Origin of the sequence: Dapis brunnea BLCC-M229, from assembly GCF_050015995.1 — a bacterium.
Classification (GTDB): domain Bacteria; phylum Cyanobacteriota; class Cyanobacteriia; order Cyanobacteriales; family Microcoleaceae; genus Trichodesmium.
Genome location: NZ_JBNHEP010000035.1, coordinates 23805 through 46852, shown reverse-complemented (window position 1 = coordinate 46852; position 23048 = coordinate 23805). Strand labels below are relative to the sequence as shown.

The window sequence follows — 23048 nt, the reverse complement described above, 5'->3', positions numbered from 1 at the left end:
TTTTAGCAATCTTCAACTGTAATTCTGTGCTTTAGGGGAGCTTTGTGTCAGCAATGGCTTAATTGTTTATTCAAAAAACTTCAGTTACTTAGACTCAAATAAGTTTCATTTTATCAGCTACCTTTAGTCATCTTTTAGATGACTTCTACTGTGTAGCCCAGAAATTTATTTCTTGGAGGATAAAAAAGCTACAGAACTTACGCAAAGACACTATATAATATAGTGCATAATAATTTTAGCAATCTTCAACTGTAATTCTGTGCTTTAGGGGAGCTTTGTGTCAGCAATAGCTTAACTGTTTATTCAAAAAACTTCAGTTATTTAGACTCAAATAAGTTTCATTTTAATTGAAGGATATTTTAATTATAATGCCAGATAATTTGATAACAATTCATGCTTAACTTGATAAATAGTTTTTCCTATTTTCACTGCTAATTTTTTTTAAAAATTCCACAGTCCTGACCTAATAGACCTCTCCAAAAATAAAAAATCAAATCAATCCCATACGCAGAAACCGTCAATTATTTCCCCCCTACTCCCTACTTCCTCTTTTCTGGAGATGTCTAATAAACTGGCAAGGATTTTAATCCTTCGCTAATGGTATTAGGTCTAAAGCCCTACTACGAAGATATAATTATAACTATTCAACCAGACATGATCTAAATCCTACTAAGCTATCAAATATAGCTGAAGTTCAGAAGTCAGAAGGCGCGATAGGGGAGCCGTCGAATTGGCAATGTACAAAAGTTAAATTTTTGCTGTGACTATATTTGAGAAGAGCGAGAATGTCCTAGTAGTAATGACGACTACTATATGATAAATTTGAAACTTTAACTAATTAGAATTAGCACAAAAAGTTGTTCAATGAATACTCCCTCTAGTTTTTCCAGCTCACAAACTCCATATTTTGAGACGTTGACACAACAGGCTGAACTTTACTACGCTCAAGGACAATTATCAGAAGCCATAGCTTGTTGTCGTCAGGCTTTAAGTTTACAACCTAATTGGCCTCCTACTTATGTTACTCTGGCAAATATTTTTCAGGCCCAAGGTAAAATCTCTGAAGCAATTAGTCTATATTATCGGGCTATAGATTTTAATCCTAATTTATCCCAGGCTCATGTTAATTTAGGCAGTATGTTTTATCGCCAGGGAAAATTGGAAGAGGCGATCGCTTGTTACCGGAAGGCTATTCAACTACAACCAGAGATGGCCGCTGCTTATTGGAATTTGGCCAAGGTTTGGCAGGGGTTGGGCAAGTCGGATGAAGCGATCGCCTCCCAGCAAAAGGCATTAGAATTAAATCCTAGTTTGGGTGGGATAGAGTTTAATTTAAGGGAAGGATATAGGTTAGCTGAAGAGGGTAAATTAGGGGAAGCTATTGCTGTTTGGCAAGCAGGTATTAAGCTTAAGCCAGATTTAGCAGAAGCTTATGGTCAAATTGGAGTTACTTTGAGAAATCAAGGTAAGTTTTCTGAAGCTATTGAAAATCTGAAGAAAGCTATTGAAATTCAACCGGACTATGCTACAGCTCATCAACATTTATGTGGCATTCTGAGGGATGGTAATAATTATAAAGTTGCTAGGGAAGCAGTCAATAAATATAGTCAAGAATGTAGGGAAGTCGATCCGATTATGACTGCTATATATATGATTAGCACTTATCAAGTATCTGGTTTAAATGAAATTGCTAAAGATAGATTTTTTGAGTTGGAGGCTAAACTTAGGGAAGATATAAATATTGTCAAAAAGTCAGTGGAACTAAAATCTTTATATGGAAATTTTTTATTCAGTGTTCCTTACTTAAGAGATGATATTGAAGCTAATTCTCATCTCTACAAGTTAGTATCTAAAGCTTATACTCAACTACGTTTCAAACCTAAGTCTAATCATCAGGAAAAATTTGCAAATTTTGAGTTTAGTCAGAGTCGGAAATTAAAAGTTGGCTTTATATCCAGTCATTTTTGTAGGCATTCTGTGGGTTGGTGCAGTCTCGATATAATTCGGGAGTTGGGAAAGCTCAATACAGAAACATATTTATACTTAACGGAACGTTTAAAAGTAGACGACCAAACTCATAAATTTAGTCAAACTGCCACTAAACTATATGTACCGAAAAAATATCCTAAAGGAATAGCGGATGTGGGAGAAATTATTCGTGAAATTCAGGAAGACAAAGTAGATATATTAATAGATTTAGATTCTTTGAGCTTACCAATTAATACGGAGATTTTTTCTTATCAACCAGCACCTATTTGTATATCTTGGTTAGGGTTTGATGCTCCTTGCATATCTTCGGATAATTATTTTCTCTGTGACTGGTACACCCACCCCCAAGATAGAGATAAATACTATGTAGAAAAATTGGTGAGAATGCCAGATTCATTTGTGGCAGTTTCTGGTTTTGAAAGAATAGAAAGAAGTCAAGTTAATTTAAGAAAATCCCAGAGAATAGGTTTAGATCAAATAGTTTATCTTTGTTTAGCACCAGGTAGGAAATTTAATCGAAATTTAGTTAATGCCCAAGTTGCTATTTTGAAGCAAGTGCCTAATAGTATCTTAGTTCATAAAGGATTAGGAGATGTAGAGGTATTTCAAGCTGCTTATCATCAAGCTTGTCAAGCTGAGGAGGTGAGTATTCATCGGATTAAATTTATGGATAGATTTTCTACAGAAGAAGAACATAGAAGTATTTATTCTTTAGCAGATATTTTACTTGATTCTTATCCTTATAATGGTGGTACTCATACTTTAGAAGCTTTGTGGTTTAACTTGCCAGTTGTTACCCACGTCGGAGAACAATTTTTATCTAGAATGGGTTATTCTTTTTTACAAAGTTTAGATATTAAGTTAGGGGTATCATGGTCATGGGAAGAATATATTGATTGGGGTGTGAAATTAGGTCAAAATTATAACTTACGGCAGGAATTTATTGATAGGTTAGTTAGGTCTAAGGAGTCAGAAAATTTAGCACCTTTGTGGAACTCGAAAAAATTTGCTCAAGATATTTATAGTGTGATGGTAAAATTACGAGGCGAGGATTTAGCTATCAGGAATTAACAGTTAGTAATAAAAATGAAAGAAAAATTTCGTAAGTTATTATAGCTTTTATCAAATTAGTGAGATACAAAATTTTTCGATTTGAGAGAATAGGGAATAGGGAATAGGGAATAGGGAATAGAAAAAATACTGTATCTCATTAATATAGCAATTCCCAAAAAGCGTGAGGTACGCCCATTCGTAACTTTTAGGGAGTAGGGAGTAGGTAGTAGCAATTTGGGAAATAAGGAATAGAAAATAAGAAAAACAACTGTACCGACCATGCTTGAGAAACGCTATATGAGAACTGCTATAAAAATTTCATCAAATATTGCTACATTAAGTTTGTTACTAGGTAGTAGATTTGAGGAAGGGTGCAGATATCTTATACCAATTTCATAAAATATTGCTACAGTCTCGACACGGGGAACAGGGAACATATAACAGAGAATAGTGAAAGAAAAACTGGATAAAAAAGAAGAAAAAATGCTTAATTTTGACATTTGATGGATATATACAATTAAAAATTGTAGCAATAAATCACAAATTAAGATGTAACTACCTTTTTTGAATTTGATATTAAGTACCTAGGCAAAATTAATTACCTAATACCAATTTTATAAATATTTCCTACAAATACCTAGGTTATTTCTGAGGAGTCAGGAGTCAGGAGTCAGAATGAATAGCTTCAATACCATTTATTAGGTCGTAAGTTATCTTTTTAGTCAAAGAGACATCTCCTGTAAAGTATTTTAATAGTCCTTATTATTCGTAACATTCTTTTTTCAAATTGATATAATAGCATTTTGATCAAAAAATTTTACAAATGAATGGCTGGAAGAATATCCTAGTTTGGGTTTTGCTATAGTAGCCATTTTTCAAATTGGTATAATTTGTAAATATTCAGGTAGTTCGCCTTTCCTACGGAATGCTACACCAACAGCTTTTCGGTGGTAATAATCCTGCACCAAATAATTAATAAAAAAGATTAGCTAATATACTTTGAAAGTAACTTTTAATTTTATCTCAATCTTTCAATTCTGATTCTTCCTTCAAAAAGAATAAGTTAATGGCGCTCCAGCTAATAGTTGATTGCTGTTAGTTCGGCATTCCGCAGGAAATACTTACCCTAATTTTATTCTGTGTGATTTTTACAATATAGGATTTTCAGGCTTAGAGTATGTAAAATTACGGCAGTTTTGGAGTTAATCAGGTACAAAATTTTAGGACTTTAGGGAATAGAGAATAGGGAATATAAATTAGTCTTAAACTGTACCTCATCATCCTAAAAATTGTTGTAATTTTGCAGAACTACTTAATAGTTTTCCTCGTTTGGCAGACGATTTTACTTGAGACATATTTTTTGAATTTTCTATGATATCATTTGAGCCGATATGCTTTTACCAAAAAGAGATATTGAGAGTAATTTATCTTTGAAAAAAAAACGATTCGCAAGGAAGGCTAGACGACTTTATTTTTCAATTTATTATAATAAATAAGTATGTTTAAAAGTAAAAAAATGTATATTTGTTAGCAATTTTTAGTCGGTCAAAATCTAGAATTAACTGCTATCAAAACATTCTTTTCTGAACAGTCCCACAAGCTAATTAAAATGGGAAAATATTATGCTAGAAAATTATATTTTAAGGGTGCTATTCGTATTGGCAAACTTTCCTCAAAAAAATGTCTACAAAAAAACACTTATTATCCCTTATTATCAAGTGTTAGATTCACAAGTACTACAAAAATATAGTTCAATTATTTATAGCAGTTTTGATTAACATAGAGTACAAAAATTTCGACTTAAAGGCAAAATACAACAGGCAGAAGGCAGAAGTTTTGTAGTCAAAATTTTGAAAAACCGCTATAAATATTATTATGGTTTCATTAAAGCCTATAAATAAGAAAGAATCATAGACATTTCTAGAATACCTAACTGGTTATCTATCCTAATTTTTACTTCTTTAGACAACTTTTACTAATGACTAAAATAAAAAATCAAGTAAAAAGACCTATATTTTATCCCGATACTAAATTGATTAGATTATGGGAAGTATTAATTGTATCTATTACTATTTATAATGCTTTTATTGTACCATTCAGAATCGCTTTTATCAAAAGATTTGATGGCATCTGGATTTTATTAGATTTAATCGGAGATAGTATTCTAATCGCTGATATATTTCTTCGATTTCATCTTGGTTACTTTGAGCGTGGAGAATATATTGAAGACCCAAAAAGGATAGCTCAACATTATCGTTCTGGACTTTTTATCAGACATTTAATAGTGAGTTTTCCAGGAGATTTAATCACACAAATTTTGTTGCCAAATTCACTATTTATTATTGCCTTGTTAAGATTACCTCGTTTATTACGCTTACCTCAATTTTATCGAATTTTTAACAAGTGGGAAACTAATATTCATATTAATCCCACCTTGATTAGAATGTTTAAATTAGTAATAGTAATTATTTTAATTACTCATTGGGTAGCTTGTATCTGGTTTATGATTGGTAGTTGGGAATCTAGTACCGGAAATTCTTGGTTAATTCCTAAATCATTAGAATCAGCAACTAGAAGAACCCAATATATAAACTCTCTGTATTGGGCAATCACAACTCTTACTACTGTTGGATATGGAGATATCACTCCTGCTACTGAGATTGAAATAATATTTACTTTGATAGTCATGTTTTTAGGGATATCCATGTATGCTTATATTATTGGTAATGTATCTTCATTAATTTCTAACTTAGATGCTGTAAAAGCTAGATATCGAGAAAAGTCTGGGCAAATTCAAACCTATATGCGAGATAATAAAATAACTCCTAAATTACAACAAAAAATTCGAGACTACTATCAATATAGATGGCTAGAAAATCGAGATATTAGAGATTATCATATACTAGATGAATTACCAGCACCTTTAAGGATGAGATTAGCACTAGAACTACACAAAGAAGTAATTGAGAAAGTTCCAATTTTTCAAAGTGCAACTCCCAATTTTGTGGGGGAAATAGTAATGGCATTAAAACCCGAAATACTTCCGCCTCATGAATATATAATTCGTGAAGGAAAATGGGGTCACGAAATGTATTTTATTAGGCGTGGAACGGTGAAAGCTTTTTCAGAAAAAACTGGTATTACATATAGAATTATGGAAGCAGGTACATTCTTTGGAGAGATTGCCCTTTTATACGAAAAACGACGTACTGCATCTGTTCAAACATTAACTTACTGTGAGTTATTTGTCCTAGATAAAGATGACTTTAAAAAAGTATTAGACCATTATCCAGACTTTGCAGATCATGTTCAGAAAATAGCAGAAGAACGTTATGGGAGTGAAAATAAGGAAAAAAAATAGCAGTTCAATAATTAATAATTAACAATTAACAATTAATAATTAATAATTACCTTTTATTATAAAGAATAGGATTGGGTTCAAAGTAATTTTTTTATCCATGAATGGAGAGGCTTTATATCTTAATTTCTCGGTAACGGGTAATACTAATTCCCAAAAGTAATGCTATACTTGGGAAATACTTCAGTTATTAAGTAATTAAAACAAGTCGAATATTTTTTTTGCTCATAATTAGCAAGATAATGTTAATTATTCTTCTGTTTACTTCTCCCCTACTCTCCCGCTCAATAAAATGTATAAAAGCTTTTGAGAAATCGTATAATAGGAAAGGATAAATTATTTGAGCTAAACTACTTCCTTCCCGGCACAAAATTATAATCAGTAGATCATTGCAGCATATAGTTTATAGCCAAATTTGGTTAGGTAACCTTCTAGCGGGAAGGGAGTATAAGGTAAGGAAGAAAGACTAAAAGTAGGAGAATAAAAAAGACGACAAGAGGTTCAAAAACAAGGTAAATCAAGTAAGCAGTCAAACAAATATAGCAATCAGGAATCAGTTGTGAGAATTGAGATGTTCCTTAAAAGTATAGAATATAGCAATTATTATATTAATATGATACTAATATGATACGTTTTTTTCTTCTTCTCTGTTCCCTGTTTCCAGTTAAGTGTTCCCTGTTCCCTAAAAGTTTTCAATATCTCACAACTCAAATCATATTGCTATATTGCGTCTAATTCAGCGAATATTGGGATAATTTTCACCAAAAATACAAACACAAATATAACAGTTATCTTTAGCAAAATTAGACCTTTGAGCAGAATAAATATTTGAGATGACAACTATTGATAATCTGGAGAATTGGTTAGATAATTAAAGAAATAGCTATACACAGATGCTTCTTGTGCACGAGCTTCGTTTTCGGGCAAAATTCGGCAGATAATATTAAACCCCCTAGCTACGGGGAATGGGGACTCGAACGCAAAATTTAGAATTTCTTCAATGCCAACAACTAATTTATATTCACAAAATCTGACTTTAAAAAAGTATTATCAAATTATTTATACCTGAAATTTAATGCTATAAAAATAGCAACAAAAGCTGATTAAAAGTAAAATCAAGAATAATTATGCAATTATCAAAAACACCAACAATTAAATATATAAAAAAACCTAGCTCCCAAGCTTGGCTCGAACAAGCGATCGCCAATTTAGACATTATATTATTAGACCATTCCCACTGTGAACGAAAGGCAGCAGGAGTAGCTTTAAATTTAATGTTTCGCTATCCTTCTAGTGCTAAACTTATCAAAATGTTAACAGCTATTGCCCGTGAAGAACTAGAACATTTTGAACAAGTTAACCAGTGGCTAGAACGTCGTAATATCCCATTAGCTCCCCTAAATGCTCCTCCTTATGGAGCAGCTTTAAATAGTCAAGTTCGGCGGAATGAACCTGAAAGAAAGTTAGATTTATTATTAGTTTACTGTTTAATTGAAGCTCGTAGTCACGAACGTTTAGGCTTACTTGCCGATCATTCTCCCGAACCAGAATTGGCAAAATTTTATCGTAGTTTAATGGCATCTGAAGCTAGACATTATGGAGTATATTGGATTTTAGCTACAACTTATTTTGAACAGACAATTGTGGAGAAAAGATTAGAGGAATTAGCCATATTTGAAAGTGAGATACTGAGTAATTTACATCCAGAACCTCGGATTCATAGTTGATTAATAAGCATTCAGCGATTAGCAATTAGCATTCAGCATTCAGGAGCCTAAATTAATCAGTAAAAATATTTTAAACTAGGAATATTTTAATTATGACTTATGAATTCTATAGCGCTACGCGCAAGTCAAAAATTAAAAGTTAAAAGTAATCTCTGAGTTATTTTTAGCCCAAATTATCTCCAAAAAGGATTTACCAATGTCTGCGCCCTAAATAGGGCTTACCGATAAAATATAAAACCATTGACTCTTAAAGGTAAGTGCCTTTTTCGATCGAAAAAAGTTCCTGGTTTTTAGTTAAAAACCCTCAAAAAATTAGCATAAAAGGCAGGGGGGATTAGGAGAAAAATTAAGGTACAAATATATCCGATTATCTCCTAATTAATTCCTCGTTTTTCCTAATTACTCTCTACTCCCCTACTCCCCCGCTCCCCTACTCCTGAAAAAGACTTTTGAGCGCCAACCCTAAATAGGTAGTGCTACAATTCCTAATATTTAGTAGGAATATAACCATAGCAATTAAATATAGAAAATTTCATATCATTTAGGTACACTACTAGCGGGCAAGATAAGATACCTGCATTATAGAGGTATTAATGTAATATTTGTACCTCACATACTTGGAATCTGCTGTGGTATTATTCCGTTTTTTATTCCCTACTCCCTACTCCCTACTCCCTACTCCCTAAAAATGAAAAAATATTATCGTGAATTTTTAATTAGAAATTGGCAACCAAATGACCGTAAAATAGCAGCAAATATTATTGGTTATGTTCTCGCCGAATATAATCTAAACTGGGAACCAGAAGGAGCAGATCGAGATGTTTTAGAAGTAGAAAAATTTTATCAAAATATAGGAGGAGAATTTTGGGTAATAGAACGGCAAGGAAAAATATTAGGAACTTCAGCATATTATCCAATTGAACGAGGTAATAAAGCAGTCGAAATTAGAAAAATGTACTTATTACCAGAAATTAGAGGTCAAGGATTAGGCAAATTCTTATTAAAAGAATTAGAAAACAGAATTGCTGAACGTAAATTTCAAGAAATTTGGATAGAAACAGCAACAGTCTTGCAAGAAGCTGTTAAATTATATGAAAGTAATGGTTATCAGCTAACAACAGGTGTCGAAACAAAACGTTGCGATCGCGTTTATAAAAAAGTTTTAGATCCGATAGTAGTGGACTAACACAACTCACTTTTTTTATTCCCTATTCCCTATTCCCTATTCCCTATTCCCTATTCCCTTGACTATGTATTTACGTTATCTAATTCCTTTTTTTGACCCTAAAGTCCAAACATGGGCAATAGAAGCTAGATTATTACGATGGTTAACATTTCTCTGGCTATGCACAGGTCTAGTAGTATTATTTTCAGCTTCCTATGCCAGTGCTGCAACAGAATATGGAGACGGCCTATACTTCTTTAAACGCCAGTTAATATGGGTTTTAGTAGGGATGGTAGGATTCAATGTAGTTGTTTATACCCCCTTGTCTGCAATATTACAAACTGCCAAAGTAGGTTTAATTCTGATACTTACTCTATTATTAATTACCTTGATACCCGGAGTAGGAACCACTATTAATGGGGCAACTCGCTGGATATCTTTAGGCCCAGTACTGCTTCAACCCTCTGAACTAATGAAACCTTTTCTAGTACTACAAGCAGCTTATTTGTTTAGTAAATGGAATCGCTTGAGTTGGTTAGTTAGAATAACTTGGTTATCCATTTTTTCTTTGGTACTAGCATCTATTCTCCTGCAGCCTAACTTGAGTACCACCGCTTTATGTGGTATAATATTATGGTTTATTGCCTTTGCTGCTGGACTACCTTACTTTTATCTTGGAGGTATTGCTTTAGCTGGATTTCTTTTAGCTACCATTAGTGTCAGCATTAATGATTATCAAAGGAGGCGAATTCTTTCTTTTACAAATCCTTGGGCAGATGCAATGGGTGATGGTTATCAGTTGGTTCAAAGTTTACTAGCAGTTGCTTCTGGAGATATTTGGGGACGTGGTTTTGGATTATCTCAACAAAAGTTACATTTTCTCCCTATTCCCTATAGCGACTTTATATTTTCTGTTTATGCTGAAGAGTTTGGTTTTGTAGGGGCCTTAATATTATTTCTCTTATTAGTTGTCTACAGTATTATTGCTCTGAAAGTTGCCTTCAAAGCTCGACTCATGGAACATCAACTTGTAGCCATTGGAGTTATGATAGCCTTAGTAGGGCAGTCTTTACTAAATATAGGTGTTGCTACTGGAGCGCTACCAACTACAGGTTTGCCATTACCAATGTTTAGTTATGGTGGTAGTTCAATGATTGGTAGTTTGCTTTTAGCTGGATTATTAGTTCGGGTTGCTAGAGAAGAAAATCAGGCAGAAGTTTTAATATTAAAAGAACGTCGTTTACGACGGCGACGCTATGTGCAATAAATTTTTTCCATTTTTTGTACTAAGTAGAGATAATAGTAAATTAAGTTCTGTAATAAGTATTTCTGTCAAATCTAAACAAATCTGATGAGTTTGCAAAAGTCTCATTTCTCAAGATTAGATGGCGATCTTTATCTATACTAATCCACTCCTGCTGTTTTAATTTTCCTAATAGTCTGGTGACAGTTACTCGCGTGGTACCAATTGCAGCAGCAATATCTTGATGAGTCAAACGAATATTTAACCTAGTAGCATCACCCAAAGATTGACCAAATTCTTGCTTTAACAACAATAATAATTGATGCAGGCGATCTTCTACTCGTCGTTTTCCAGCGATCGCTAATAAAGCCTCTGTTTGCCTAAATCGTCTTCCTAACTGAGGCAACAACTCTTGGGTTAGTTTTGGGGAAGTTTCTATTTCGATCATAGTATAGAACATTAAACAAACATCTGACAAAGCAGTTGCTCGATAACTGTCCAAGTAGGAAAAACAACTGCCAAAGCACATAGAAGGACCTGCCCAACCCAAAAGACTTTCTTCACCTACTGGATAAAGGGTATTGAGTCGCACTAAACCCTGACAAATTTGCCAAATACCTTGGGACATTAAAGGTATTGTTTCTCCTTTCTGATAAAAGTGTAGATGAGGTTCAGTGCCTACATGATGTTGATTAGTGTCTATAATTGCTCTTGAAGTTGGAGCCATATTTAAATATTTCAATAAAAAAATACTGATTTGTAATAAACAGTATTGAGCTTATCTCAGTAAAGTAAAAATTAGGTAATTAAAAGATTAGTAATAGGTTAAGCTTTTTGAAGTCAGAAGTCAGAAGTCAGAAGTAAAAATTAGTGGCTAGTTTTAATATCCCACTAATTTTAATTCGCTCAAATGAAATTTATAGTGGGAGTGTTATACCCGATTTTAGGCCGACGAAATAAAAAATCAAATTGGAAAGGCGTTGCTGAATCAAGGCATGAAAATAAAGACTGAATAATCTCAAGTATTTGTTATTCAATGATTTAACAATTACCAACAAATACAAATCATACCCACCCATCAGCAACGCCATTAGAAAATTATTTCTGAAAAACTTATAAGGGATAACTTTCTATTTCTGATGCAAGAAGGAAGCCATAAACATAATTTTTTTTAGATGAGATAAATTTTATATTTTTTCTGTTCTTGGCTCAAGTTTTACCTACTGCCAATCTTTAACTATAACAGTCGCAGTAAAAAGTTAGAGCTTTTGACATCCTCCGGACGTTGCACTTGAGGGACAACGGAAATCTTTTTGTCTGTGCTACCTGTTGCCATATAAGCTTTTGCTTCTTCTGTGCTATATATATACACTCATCCAAACTTATGTCACAGGTCGCAATAATTCAGAGCGGAAATTTTGTCGAACTTGAATATTAAGATACCGTCTTTGTAAAACTTGCCATTTCCGCAATGCTTTCTCTCTACTTTGTTTCAGTTGCATTGCCAAGTTGGGAAGAACTTTGTCAATGTTAGATTGCAAGATATTTTCCATAAATTCTCTTAAAACTGCACTATCTTGAATATCACCAAGATATTCTTGGAGTTCTTTCATATCTTTTAAATAAGCCTCATAAGTTGGGCCGTAAAATTCAGTAAATAAACTCATTTGGTAACGAACCCGCTTTACTTCTTTGCGCAAACTATGTAGGTTTTCCTCCTCAGTATCACTAATATTTATAGCAGAGGTCTCATTATTAATTTTGATAACTTGATATTTAGAATTAGTTTTTTGCAGCAAGAAATCCTGATTATCGCTTGTTTCTAAATCTTCTTTTTCTGCCCCTACTAACCAGCCAGGATGAAGAAATAATTGACTAATTTCAGGTAATAATAAATCTGGTAATACTTCTTGAATTGGTAGTAGAGAAATATCTGTATAAATTGGGCTATCTAACCACTCCTGCAATTTCTGTTTCAACATTAGATAACTCTTATCTCCGAGTATTGCTCGTACTTTTTTAAAAGCTTGGCGACGCTGTTTTCGCAACTGCTGCATAGCCTTATCCAGCTCAACTTGTTCTAGAGTAGGTAAATTTGGTTTATAGCGATTTTCTAGAGCTTCTAAAAGCACATCTAAATCCCTTAAACCCCCTAAACAACGAGCAATTTTACCAATCTTTTGATCTTGAGCAGCTTTTGGCAAAGTTACAACAGGTCGAAAACCTTGAGCAGCAGAGCGCAAACGACGCATACCCACCCGCATTTGATGCAGTTCCTCTGGGTCTCGATCTTTTAGTACCTCTGGTTCATGTTTCAGAGTTTTCTGAAAATGCTTTTCAAAGGCTAAGGATGCCCAGTCTCCAAGGCTATTGACTTTAGGCAATACTTGTGTTGTCATAGTTAATTTTCACCCTAACTCAACCTTGGCATTCATGCTTACAACATTTTGCCAAACTATCATAATAACACTTTTTGTTGCTTATTAACAAGTTTTTTTGTCAAATTATTGGATAAAGTTAAATCGGAGTAATACTTAGAGTTTGTTTAATAAGTATTAAACCTTGAATTAAAGGCCAGAATATCTCTTCTTTTAGTAAATTCTGGCTATATCATCCTAAATCAAAAATCAAACGTTGAGTTAAAATTAAAACTGCTATAGCAAACACAAAATAACCAAACCCCTTCTTAAGTTGTTTGGCCTCAAGCGCCTTAGTTAAATAAGCACCACTAACAGTACCAACTCCTGCGGCAAGTGTAAAAGAAACAATTAAATTAAAATTCAAAACCACTTGGTCTAAATAACCGGCAAACCCCGTTACTGACTTAAAAGCAATAACCAGTAAAGATGTGCCGATCGCTTCCTTCATCGGAATTCCACCCAAAAGCACCAATGCGGGAATAATCACAAATCCCCCACCAATACCTACAAAACCTGTGATAGTTCCTACCCCTAATCCTTCCAGCATCATTGCCCATCCATGATTTTTAGGTGAATGTGGTAATTCATTCTGCAACTGATTTAGCTGACCCCAAATCATTGACACACTGGCAACTAGCATCATTATAGCAAAAGCAATCAATTGAATAGTATCTGTAATCAGTGGTAGTGAAGCTAGACGCGCTCCTAAAAAAGACCCCAACATTGCAGGTGGAGTAAAAATTATGGCAACTTTGAAGTTGACATTTCCCTGTTGCCAATGAGGAATTAGCCCTATTAAACTTACTATACCCACCACCACAAAACTCATGGCAATAGCCTCTTTGGCATCCAATCCCATAACATAGATTAAAACTGGAATTGCCAACATAGAACCACCACCACCCATTAATCCTAGAGTAATGCCAATAGCGACTGCTAGGAAATGACCAATAATCGAAACTAACATGAGTAATACCGTTTCACGGAAGTAAAAAGCAAGTGTTTGACATACTCCCCGGCTATCAGGCACGGGGATTCTCACGCTTATGTGATTCTTTGCTCATCGACACAACTTACTAAATCAAGTCGCCCATCATTAGCAGAGGCCGTTATCTCCCAAAGCGTTCCCTATTACTAGGAGGTTCCCGTATGCCCTACGGTACCTTGATTCCACTCAATGCCTATTATTTCCAATCCACGGCTCAAAATATTTCGTGCTGCGTTAGTGTCACGGCATATTTCAGTTTGCCAGTTAGGGCAAACATGAGTACGAGTTGACAAAGTTTTCTTGACTCTATGTCCACAATTAGAACAATCTTGCGAAGTGTATTTGGGATTCACTACAACAACTGATTTATCCCAAATTTTTCCATAATATTCTAGCCATTGAGTGAATTGATACCACGATGCGTCAGATATAGACTTTGCCAAATGATGGTTTTTGACCATGTTTTGTATCTTCAGGTCTGCCTTCGGCACGCCGCTCCGCGTCTACATAGACGACAACATCGTTAGATGCTACTACGCACCGAGCTTGCTTACAGCTCCAGTCTTTACGCTGTCTACTCACCTTCAAGTGACATAACCCTAGTCTAATTCTTGCTTTGTGGTAATTGTTTGATTGAGGCTTTTTACCTTTAACAAACTTTTTGCTTAACTGTCGTTGTCGGCGTTTTAATTTCTTCTGTGATTTTCTCAAATATTGAGGATAAACAACCCCATTATCGTTTTGGTCTTTATAGAAATACTTTAGTCCTAAATCAATACCTATGACATTACCAGTATAATTTCCTGATTCTTTTCTATCAGCGTCTAAACAAAATTGACAATAATAGCCATCTGCACGTCTAACTATTCTCACCCGATTAATTTTTAGTCTGAACAAATCTTCTCTTGTTTCTGAATCACAATACAGAGAAAACTTGCCAGATTTAAACTTATCGGTGAAAGTTATAAACATACAATCGTCTGACAGTTTCCAACCTGATTGTTTATATTCTACAGACCGACAATGTTTTTTAAATTTAGGATATCCTTTCTTTTTAGCTCCTTCTTTACAGCGACGATAAAAGTTACTAATTGAAGTCCAAGCTACTTCTACTGAGGCTTGTCTAGCTGATGAATTTAATTGATTGACGAAGGCAAACTCACTAGCTAATTCTTTGCTCAGTTTGTATAAACGCGACTTATTTACTCCTTGATTATCTATCCAATATCTGACAGCTTTATTTCTAATAAACTGTGCTGTCCTGATAGCTTCATCCAAGGATTTATATTGATTCGATGTCCCGTTTAATAACTTAGCCTCTCTTACTAACATTGTTATCTTTTTGCTTCTATACTATTATTTTATCACACATTTTCCCAGATAAAACAATTATTTGAAAAAAAATATTAAGGCGAGAAAGTCGCCCTTCTAGGGCGAGGCTTTAGACCCATTTTTTCGGTAATTCTGAGGTCTCCTCAGAATGTAAGACACACTTAAGAGAGTCAAAAGTCAAAAGTAAGATTTTAGATCAAATCCGGTAGTATTCGGTATAAAAATTCTAGAAACCGGATTTGTATTAAATACCTAACCATATTAACATCTATATCTCATAAACCCGGTTTCTTATAGCACTCCGAACCAAGCAGATTTGATATTTTAGGCTAAAAACTTTGACTATACAGTAATTTCAGGAAATTATTTCACATTTTCAGTTTGAAACTATTTGTGACATCTTTAAAGTGATTTGCTACAAATATAACTTATATCATGTTCCGGTAAAATACTTAATAGACATAGGCGTGAAAAAGATATAGACTTTTTGCATATATAGCAATCAGGAATGAGATGTGAGAATTTTTATGATAGTTAATTTGAGCTGAAAAGCTTGAAAATTATGACTCCTGAGGACTGAGGACTGACTCCTAACTGCCACCAAAATCTTACAATTGAAATAGGATTGCTATAGTAGGGAATAGGGAACACTTAACTGGGAACAGGCAAGATATTTTCAGGAAAAAGGTGCGAAAAATGATTTTTTGAGGAACTTTTACAACTCTAGCTGATGCTAAATAAAGGGCAAGTTTATTTTCTGGAGATATCTAATAATAGTAGCTCTAGTTGTTGCGCTAACCCGTGTCCAATTTATTCAGCTTCAGTAGTGAGCCACTAGAAAGGGCAAAGTTTTCAATCCAAATTATCGGTGATTTTACCACACTTTTGATTCGCTGGCACAACTTCTGCCATTTTTTTAGGGTAAGCTAAATTTAAAGTGGCCATAAATTGAATAAAGTTAAAGCGATCGCGACCGACAAAACGGGGATTAAATTGTTTTTCTTCCCCAATAGTAGAAACAGTCTGACCTTTGTAGTCGTGACCGGGATAAACTAAAGTATCATCAGGAAGTGTAAATAACTTTTGAGTCACTACATCATATAAGACTCCTGCATCTCCCCCTTGAAAATCTGTCCGACCACAACCTCTAATTAATAGTGAGTCTCCTGTTAGTAGGTATTTGTTGTTTACTAAATAGGCTAAATGGCTGTCTGTATGACCGGGAGTAGCGATCGCCTGAATCTGAATTTCTCCTACTTCTAATATTTCTCGATCGTCCAGAAAGCGATCGGCACAAGTCACTTGAGCGTTTTTTGGCACAATACCTAAACATCCTGTAGTGGTGCGTAGTTTACCAGCTCCTGTAATATGGTCTGCATGAATATGTGTTTCCAAGCAATAGTTTAGTTGTAATCCTAATTCAGTTAATAATTGCAAGTCTCGTTCCACCTGTTCAAAAACTGGATCGATTAACACTGCTGTTTTATTTGCCCGATCGGCGAATAGATAAGTATAGGTACTTGTTATTGGGTCTATTAGTTGTCGAAATAGCATTTTTTTGCTGATTTATTGAAATAAATATTTAGAAATTTTAGTATAAATCTAAAGCTCTTGCCATATTAGACATCTCCCTGTTCCCTGTTCCCTGTTCCCTCTTTTCTGGAGAAGTCTATTGATACTCCCAATTTTTGATTGACAGAATTGAATATCAAAAATTTTCACATAGTTGGCGATCGCTCTGACTAACATTAGGATTATTTTGGAGATAATCTCCCACCCACTCACAACCGAGTGTTATCAGACTTTCCAGATTCAAATTCCACAAAATTACTTTGCCATCTGTGCTTCCAGAGGCAATCATTTGACCATCTGGACTGAAACAAATACTATTAATACCACGGCGATATCCTTGAAAAGTATGTAATTCCCTGCCATTAAGATTCCAAAGTTTAATAGTTCTATCCATACTCGCAGAGGCAATAATCTGACCATCAGGGCTAAAACAGAGGCTATAAATCCTACCACTATGCCCCTTAAAAGTTTGTAGTTTAATTCCCTCAAGACTCCAAAGTTTAATAGTATCATCATCACTAGCAGTAGCAAGTAGCTTCCCAGTAGGGTCGAAAGTAACTGTAATCACAGCATTCCCATATTCTTGAATAGTTTGTTCTTCCTTACTATCCAAATGCCAAAGTTTGATGCTACCATCCTTACTCACAGAAGCAATTATTCTGCCATCTGGACTAAAACTGACATGAAAGACTACATCTCTATGTCCCTGAAAAGTTTTTAGTTCCTTACCATCTAGACTCCAGAGCTTAACAGTGTTGTCGTAACTAGCAGAAGCAAGGGTTTGACCGTCGGGGCTAAAACTAACATCATAAACTCGTTCTCTATGTCCCTGAAAAGTTTGCAGTTCCTTACCGTCTAGACTCCAGAGTTTAATAGTTTCATCTTCACTAGCGGAAGCAATAATTTTCTGAGTCGGGCTAAAACTGACGCTATAAATTCTACCTGTATGACCATTAAGGGTTTTCAGTTCTCTGCCATCAAGATTCCAAAGTTTAACAGTGGTGTCATAACTAGCGGAAGCAATAGTTTGACCGTCAGGGCTAAAACTGACATTACTAACCTCATTGGTATGACCATTGAAAATATTTCGTTCTGTGCTTTTAACTCTCCAGAGTCTAATTGTATTGTCCCTAGAAGCAGAGGCAATAGTCTGACCATCTGGACTAAAACTGACGCTATAAATTCTATTACTGTGGCCACGGAAAGTTTGTACTTCCTTGTCCTTAATATTCCATAATTTAATGATTTTGTCTGCACTAGCAGATACAAGTATCTGACCATCAGGGCTAAAACTAACCGCATTTACCCAATCTCTGTTACCTGTAAAAGTTTTTAATTCTTTGCCATCTAAATTCCAGAGTTTGATAGTTGTGTCTGAACTGGCAGATGCAATTGTTTGACCATCTGGACTAAAACTGACGCTAGAGACCCGATTCTTGTGTCCAATCAGAGTTTGCAATTCTTTGCCATCTAAACTCCAGAGTTTGATAGTGTTGTCCGCACTGGCAGATACAATCGTTTGACTATCAGGACTAAAACTGATGCTAGAGACCCGCTTGTTGTGTCCAACCAGAGTTTGTAATTCCCTACCATCTAAACTCCAAAGTTTAATAGTTTGATCAAAACTTCCAGAAGCAAGAGTTTGACCATCCGGACTGAAACTAACACTACTAACCAGATCGGTATGTCCTGTTGTCAAACTTTGTAATTCTGTTCCGTCAATACTCCAGAGTTTAATGGTGTTGTCAGAACCCGCAGATGCAAGTATCTGACCATCAGGATGGAAACAGATGCTATAGATGGAAGCGCTATGTCCCGTCAAAGTTTTTAATTCTCTGCCGTCAATACTCCAGAGTTTCAGAGAATTATCCCTACTAGCAGAAGCAATCAAAGTACCACTAGGGTTGAAACAAACACTACTTACTCCATCTTTATGTCCTTCCAAACGATTACGCTCTTTGACTCCATAGACTGCCTGATGCAGTGCTGTTACCACCAGCATTTCAGCATCAGCTTTTGTTCTAGTTAATTTGGATAATGATTGTAGAATTTTTGCTGCTCTTAATGCTTCTAGTAATGCCTCAAATTCTTGACCAGCGATAAATAGAGTTTTTGATGACGCGCTTTTGAGTAATACTTCTAATATCTGATTTGCCTCAGTTAATATTTGAGCTGCTTGTCTTTCTGCTGCCAATGTCTGTTGCATTTCTCGTTTATCTAGTTCTTGACTTGCTGTTAAAAACTGATAATCTTGGTCGCTCAAACTCTTAGCTGCTGCCCATGCTAGAGCTTCCTGTAAAGCTTGACCCCGCAACAGTCGCGACTCATCTTGATAACTAGAAGCTAACCATGCAGCAAAAGCTTCTGAATAAGGTCGCAAACCTGCTAATTCTTTCTCTACCCAAGTAACATTAAATACTGACTGATAAATGCGGTTAGCTACTATCAATTTACCTTCATACTTTACTACTAAACCAGTCAGTCGCAGTTCCATTTGTTCGGAACTATCATCTGCTACTACCTCCCCACTATTCAAAACTTGCTGATACAAACCTAATAACCGACTTGCCCGTTTTTCATTAACTAAAAGGCGATCGCTTATTGTTTTTAAATGTTCTGGGTCGTCATGTATCCGCCAATTTTCAATAATTTGGTTTTGTACTAAATTCTCTACCCATTCTGCTTCTTGATTTTTCCCAATAAAATCTCCATTTTTCTGAATTAAATTGCACAATTTTTGAGTTAAAAAAGGTTGCCCTCCAGTCCAAAATAATACAGCTTCTAATAACCGATTAATATCTTGATTTTTGTCTCTCAAACCTCCACTTAAAGCAGCTACTTCTGAGATTTTAAAACCAGTTAATTCTATAGGTATACCAATATTAAAAGGAGTGCGTTTTTTATCCCTAATTAAATCTGCCGGAGTTGCTACACCAATCATCACAAAAGTTAATCTTTGATAATCTGAATTATCTGCTCTTTTGTTATAACAATCTCGAATCACGGCAAAAAAATCATCAATATTAAAAGGTAGACTGAGGGTACTATCAATTTCATCAATAAAAATTACAATATTTTGCTTAACAGTAGGCAACAAAAAATCCCTGATAAACTTACTAAAACGTTTCACATTCGAGAGTCTATTTGTAACCGACCACCACTCATCAATATCAAAAAAATCATCTAAATTTAAACTACTGACAATACTATCAATAACTCCAGCATACCATTGGTCGGCAGTAACTTCCCAAGTACCAACTTCTGTAATATCAATAGTTGCACAGGCAATTCCTTCTGCTTCCAATCTTTGTCTAGTTTTGACTCTTAAACTAGATTTACCCATTTGACGGCAGTTCAATACATAACAAAATTCACCATCTTTCAAACCTTGATAAAGTTGTTCATCGGCAATTCTGGTTATATAAGTAGGAGCATCCGGGGGTAAACTACCTCCCACTTGATAAATTGAATTTTCTGCTATATTCATAATACTAATAAAAATCTCCCTATAATTAAGAGTCAAAAATTGTTATAGCAATTATCATAATTAGAATAGTAATTAGTATTGAGCTGGTAGTTGGGCTTTAGCCCTAAGATAAAGATGATGGGCTAAAGCCCAACTACAAACAAAAAAATTATTATAATGCGCTGATCCAAACATGATATTACTATTCAAGGAGCAGAGCTAATTACTAATAGCTAAACTACCATATTTTAACTCAATGAGGTATAGTATCAAAAGTAAGTAATATTTGGAAAAACAGAATGAAAATTGCAATTATTGGCTGTGGTTATGTAGGTAGTACAATTGCTAAACTCTGGAGTCAGAAAGGTCATCAATTAACCCTAACTACGACTACTCCGGAACGAGTTTCAGAACTAAAAAATATCGCACCAAAAGTAGTAGTAATGAAAGGCAATGACTCTAGCGCCATGCAGGATGTATTGCAAAATCAAGAAGTAGTATTGTTGAGTGTAGGTTTTCGCTCTCATATCGGGATGGAGTACAAACAAACTTACCTAGAAACTGCCCAAACTCTAGTTGCTACTTTGAAACAAACTCCTACTGTAGAACAAATAATTTATACAGGTAGTTACTCAGTTTATGGTGACAAAAATGGTGAGTGGGTAGATGAAAATTCCCCTGTTACCCCCTCAACTGAAGGTGGAAAAATTCTCCATGAAACTGAGGAGGTTTTATTATCTGCATCCACTCCCCAACAAAGGATGTGTATTCTGCGTTTAGGGGGAATTTATGGTCCAGGTCGGGAGTTAGTGAAAATTTTTAGTAGGTGGGAAGGTAAAACTCGCCCTGGTAGTGGCGATGATGTTACAAACTGGATTCATTTAGATGATATTGTGGGAGCGTTGGAGTTTGCTAGAGAGAAACGGTTGCAGGGTATTTACAATTTGGTAAGTAATGTACCAATGATTAGTCGAGAATTACTTGATGGTTTACACAAATATCAGGGTTTAGGAAAGATTTATTGGGATACCTCGACTCCTTCAACGCGCCCTTTTAATGCTAGAGTATCAAATCAAAAATTGAGGGATGAAGGTTTTGAGTTAATTCATCCGGAAATTTTCTTATAATGCCATATCCGGAGTTTAAAGCTAAAATATCATCGTAAAATTTCGGTAAGTGGGAAACCACCGTCTTTTAAGCGGTGGATGGAAACGATTCGACGGATTTTAATCCGTAGTCAAAAAATGTGTTATAATCAACTAACAACTTAAAAAGTAGGTTCAATGGTATGTATGACCGGAGAGAGTAGTGGCAATTGGCACCGCCTAGTGGACTGCTGCTGTATACGTACCACGGTACGGTACTGGCAATGTGGTTGTTTCGAGCAATGTGAAAATCGTGGTTTTAACCCGATTTACAGCTCCTCTGAAGACTCCACGCGACTTTAGTCCGTGGAGTGTCAAATTAGGTAAAACACTTATAATTAAGCTCGTAGTTTTGCTCTAGCCCTAACATAAATATTAGACATCTCCGGAAAAGAGGGAGTAGGGAGTAGGGAGTAGGGAGTAGGGGGAAAGAATTGATGATTTATGCCCGATAATTGATTTAATTTTTAATTATCGGAGATGTCTATTAGACATCTCCGATAATTCACCTGAAACTCCTGTCATTTCAGTTATAAGTTATCAGTTATAAGTACATCCGGCTTAAGTCGGAGGCTTGAAAACCGGAATTTTTTTTTCATCCCCTTGTAGAGCGAAAGCTCGCGGCACAGCCAAGGGGAGGCTTGAGACCTTATTTCATGGTCACAAGGTTGTTGAATTTTAATTTCCGGAGAGGTCTATTGGAGGGGCTAAAGCCCAACTACAAACAAATTATTATAACTAATTAAATGAAATAATTTATCTATTTCCCAACTCCTGAGACCTTGCTTTTGCTGCCAAGACAGCTTCGATGATAGCAGAACGAAAACCAGCACTTTCTAACTCAGCAATTCCAGTAATAGTTGTTCCCCCAGGACTTGTCACCCGGTCTTTCAACTGTGCAGGATGTATTCCCGACTCCTGTAATAAAACCGCCGTTCCCAAAACTGCTTGCAATGCTAACTTGTAAGCGATCGCTCTAGGCAAACCTGCACAAACACCCCCATCTGTCAAGGATTCTATAAAAATCGTTACATAACCAGGTCCGGAACCAGATACCGCTGTAACTGCATCCATTAAAGTTTCTGGTACTTCCACTACCTGACCTACAGATTCAAAAATGCGAGTAGCTAACTGCTTTTGTTCTGGTTGCACATTCTGCCCCGCTGTGATCGCACTCATTCCTGCACCCACTGTTGCTGGAGCATTCGGCATAACTCTAACTACAGGTTGCCCAGGAAAAGACTCTTGCAACTTTTGCAAAGGCACACCTGCCATAATTGAAATTAGCAAAGGCAAAGTTGTTGTCTGACTACCAACCTGCCAGTTTCCCAGTTGTGATACAACACTATCAAATATTTGAGGTTTAACCGCCAGTAAAACAGCCTCCGTTGTACTCGTAATCACCAAGCGATTATCTGTAGTGACCTCTACCTCATATTCTTGTGCTAAAAAATCTCGCCTTTGTTGCTGCGGGTCACTAACTAAAATTTCTGAGGGTTGATAAACTTTTTGTTGCACTAGGCGGGATAACAAAGCCTCTCCCATTACCCCACCACCGATTAAACCTAACTTAGCAGTTACCATTTTTAA

At 35.4% G+C, this 23048-nt stretch carries 15 protein-coding genes; 6 read left to right on the top strand and 9 right to left on the bottom strand.

The genetic code is table 11. From position 1 onward, the window contains the following. The first annotated feature begins 864 nt into the window (after positions 1–864). The 5 genes from ACP6PM_RS03425 (at position 865) to ACP6PM_RS03405 (ending at position 10559) form a co-directional block, all read left to right on the top strand. Positions 865–3060, top strand: coding sequence for a tetratricopeptide repeat protein (locus ACP6PM_RS03425; protein WP_426581869.1), 2196 nt, complete (start codon positions 865–867; stop codon positions 3058–3060). Between the two features lie 1960 nt (positions 3061–5020). Next, positions 5021–6403: an ion transporter gene (locus ACP6PM_RS03420; protein ID WP_426581867.1), complete on the top strand. Its 1383-nt coding sequence runs from the start codon at positions 5021–5023 to the stop codon at positions 6401–6403. Between the two features lie 1124 nt (positions 6404–7527). Continuing rightward, positions 7528–8127: a MiaE family protein gene (locus ACP6PM_RS03415; protein ID WP_426581865.1), complete on the top strand. Its 600-nt coding sequence runs from the start codon at positions 7528–7530 to the stop codon at positions 8125–8127. Between the two features lie 688 nt (positions 8128–8815). Next, the gene (locus ACP6PM_RS03410) at positions 8816–9313 is read left to right on the top strand and encodes a GNAT family N-acetyltransferase (RefSeq protein ID WP_426581863.1); all 498 of its coding nucleotides are present in this window, start codon (positions 8816–8818) and stop codon (positions 9311–9313) included. A 64-nt stretch (positions 9314–9377) separates the two neighbouring features. Beyond that, entirely contained in the window at positions 9378–10559 is a 1182-nt protein-coding gene (locus tag ACP6PM_RS03405; protein ID WP_426581883.1) for an FtsW/RodA/SpoVE family cell cycle protein, read from the top strand. Positions 10560–10599: 40 nt separating this feature from the next. Here ACP6PM_RS03405 and ACP6PM_RS03400 read toward each other — a convergent pair whose 3' ends face one another. The 8 genes from ACP6PM_RS03400 to ACP6PM_RS03365 all read right to left on the bottom strand — a co-directional run bounded on the left by ACP6PM_RS03400 (position 10600) and on the right by ACP6PM_RS03365 (position 20334). Continuing rightward, positions 10600–11262 carry a Crp/Fnr family transcriptional regulator gene (locus ACP6PM_RS03400; protein WP_426581861.1) on the bottom strand — a complete coding sequence of 221 codons (663 nt, stop codon included), beginning with the start codon at positions 11260–11262 and terminating at the stop codon, positions 10600–10602. 510 nt (positions 11263–11772) lie between these two features. Further along, positions 11773–11907: a hypothetical protein gene (locus ACP6PM_RS03395; protein WP_426581859.1), complete on the bottom strand. Its 135-nt coding sequence runs from the start codon at positions 11905–11907 to the stop codon at positions 11773–11775. A gap of 10 nt (positions 11908–11917) precedes the next feature. Then, positions 11918–12934 carry a CHAD domain-containing protein gene (locus ACP6PM_RS03390; RefSeq protein ID WP_426581858.1) on the bottom strand — a complete coding sequence of 339 codons (1017 nt, stop codon included), beginning with the start codon at positions 12932–12934 and terminating at the stop codon, positions 11918–11920. A 211-nt stretch (positions 12935–13145) separates the two neighbouring features. Further along, entirely contained in the window at positions 13146–13985 is an 840-nt protein-coding gene (locus ACP6PM_RS03385) for a sulfite exporter TauE/SafE family protein (RefSeq protein WP_426581856.1), read from the bottom strand. A gap of 104 nt (positions 13986–14089) precedes the next feature. Further along, positions 14090–14404 carry an RNA-guided endonuclease InsQ/TnpB family protein gene (locus tag ACP6PM_RS03380; RefSeq protein ID WP_426581854.1) on the bottom strand — a complete coding sequence of 105 codons (315 nt, stop codon included), beginning with the start codon at positions 14402–14404 and terminating at the stop codon, positions 14090–14092. After that, complete coding sequence (locus tag ACP6PM_RS03375; RefSeq protein ID WP_426581852.1) at positions 14367–15275, bottom strand: RNA-guided endonuclease InsQ/TnpB family protein; 909 nt, start codon at positions 15273–15275, stop codon at positions 14367–14369. The genes ACP6PM_RS03380 and ACP6PM_RS03375 overlap by 38 nt, the downstream gene beginning before the upstream one ends. An 852-nt stretch (positions 15276–16127) precedes the next feature. Continuing rightward, positions 16128–16829: an MBL fold metallo-hydrolase gene (locus tag ACP6PM_RS03370; protein ID WP_426581850.1), complete on the bottom strand. Its 702-nt coding sequence runs from the start codon at positions 16827–16829 to the stop codon at positions 16128–16130. Between the two features lie 154 nt (positions 16830–16983). Further along, complete coding sequence (locus ACP6PM_RS03365; protein ID WP_426581849.1) at positions 16984–20334, bottom strand: WD40 domain-containing protein; 3351 nt, start codon at positions 20332–20334, stop codon at positions 16984–16986. A 278-nt stretch (positions 20335–20612) separates the two neighbouring features. Between ACP6PM_RS03365 and ACP6PM_RS03360 the strand changes: the two genes are divergently transcribed. Further along, entirely contained in the window at positions 20613–21440 is an 828-nt protein-coding gene (locus ACP6PM_RS03360) for an SDR family oxidoreductase (protein ID WP_426581847.1), read from the top strand. Positions 21441–22214: 774 nt separating this feature from the next. Here the strand turns inward: ACP6PM_RS03360 and proC are convergent. Then, entirely contained in the window at positions 22215–23042 is an 828-nt protein-coding gene (gene proC / locus ACP6PM_RS03355; protein WP_426581845.1) for a pyrroline-5-carboxylate reductase, read from the bottom strand. Positions 23043–23048 lie beyond the last annotated feature (6 nt).

Coding starts and splice junctions, on each gene's coding strand:
- ACP6PM_RS03425 (WP_426581869.1), top strand. CDS start 865: ATGAATACTCCCTCTAGTTTTTCCAGCTCACAAACTCCATATTTTGAG.
- ACP6PM_RS03420 (WP_426581867.1), top strand. CDS start 5,021: ATGACTAAAATAAAAAATCAAGTAAAAAGACCTATATTTTATCCCGAT.
- ACP6PM_RS03415 (WP_426581865.1), top strand. CDS start 7,528: ATGCAATTATCAAAAACACCAACAATTAAATATATAAAAAAACCTAGC.
- ACP6PM_RS03410 (WP_426581863.1), top strand. CDS start 8,816: ATGAAAAAATATTATCGTGAATTTTTAATTAGAAATTGGCAACCAAAT.
- ACP6PM_RS03405 (WP_426581883.1), top strand. CDS start 9,378: ATGTATTTACGTTATCTAATTCCTTTTTTTGACCCTAAAGTCCAAACA.
- ACP6PM_RS03400 (WP_426581861.1), bottom strand. CDS start 11,262: ATGGCTCCAACTTCAAGAGCAATTATAGACACTAATCAACATCATGTA.
- ACP6PM_RS03390 (WP_426581858.1), bottom strand. CDS start 12,934: ATGACAACACAAGTATTGCCTAAAGTCAATAGCCTTGGAGACTGGGCA.
- ACP6PM_RS03380 (WP_426581854.1), bottom strand. CDS start 14,404: ATGGTCAAAAACCATCATTTGGCAAAGTCTATATCTGACGCATCGTGG.
- ACP6PM_RS03375 (WP_426581852.1), bottom strand. CDS start 15,275: ATGTTAGTAAGAGAGGCTAAGTTATTAAACGGGACATCGAATCAATAT.
- ACP6PM_RS03370 (WP_426581850.1), bottom strand. CDS start 16,829: ATGCTATTTCGACAACTAATAGACCCAATAACAAGTACCTATACTTAT.
- ACP6PM_RS03365 (WP_426581849.1), bottom strand. CDS start 20,334: ATGAATATAGCAGAAAATTCAATTTATCAAGTGGGAGGTAGTTTACCC.
- ACP6PM_RS03360 (WP_426581847.1), top strand. CDS start 20,613: ATGAAAATTGCAATTATTGGCTGTGGTTATGTAGGTAGTACAATTGCT.
- proC (WP_426581845.1), bottom strand. CDS start 23,042: ATGGTAACTGCTAAGTTAGGTTTAATCGGTGGTGGGGTAATGGGAGAG.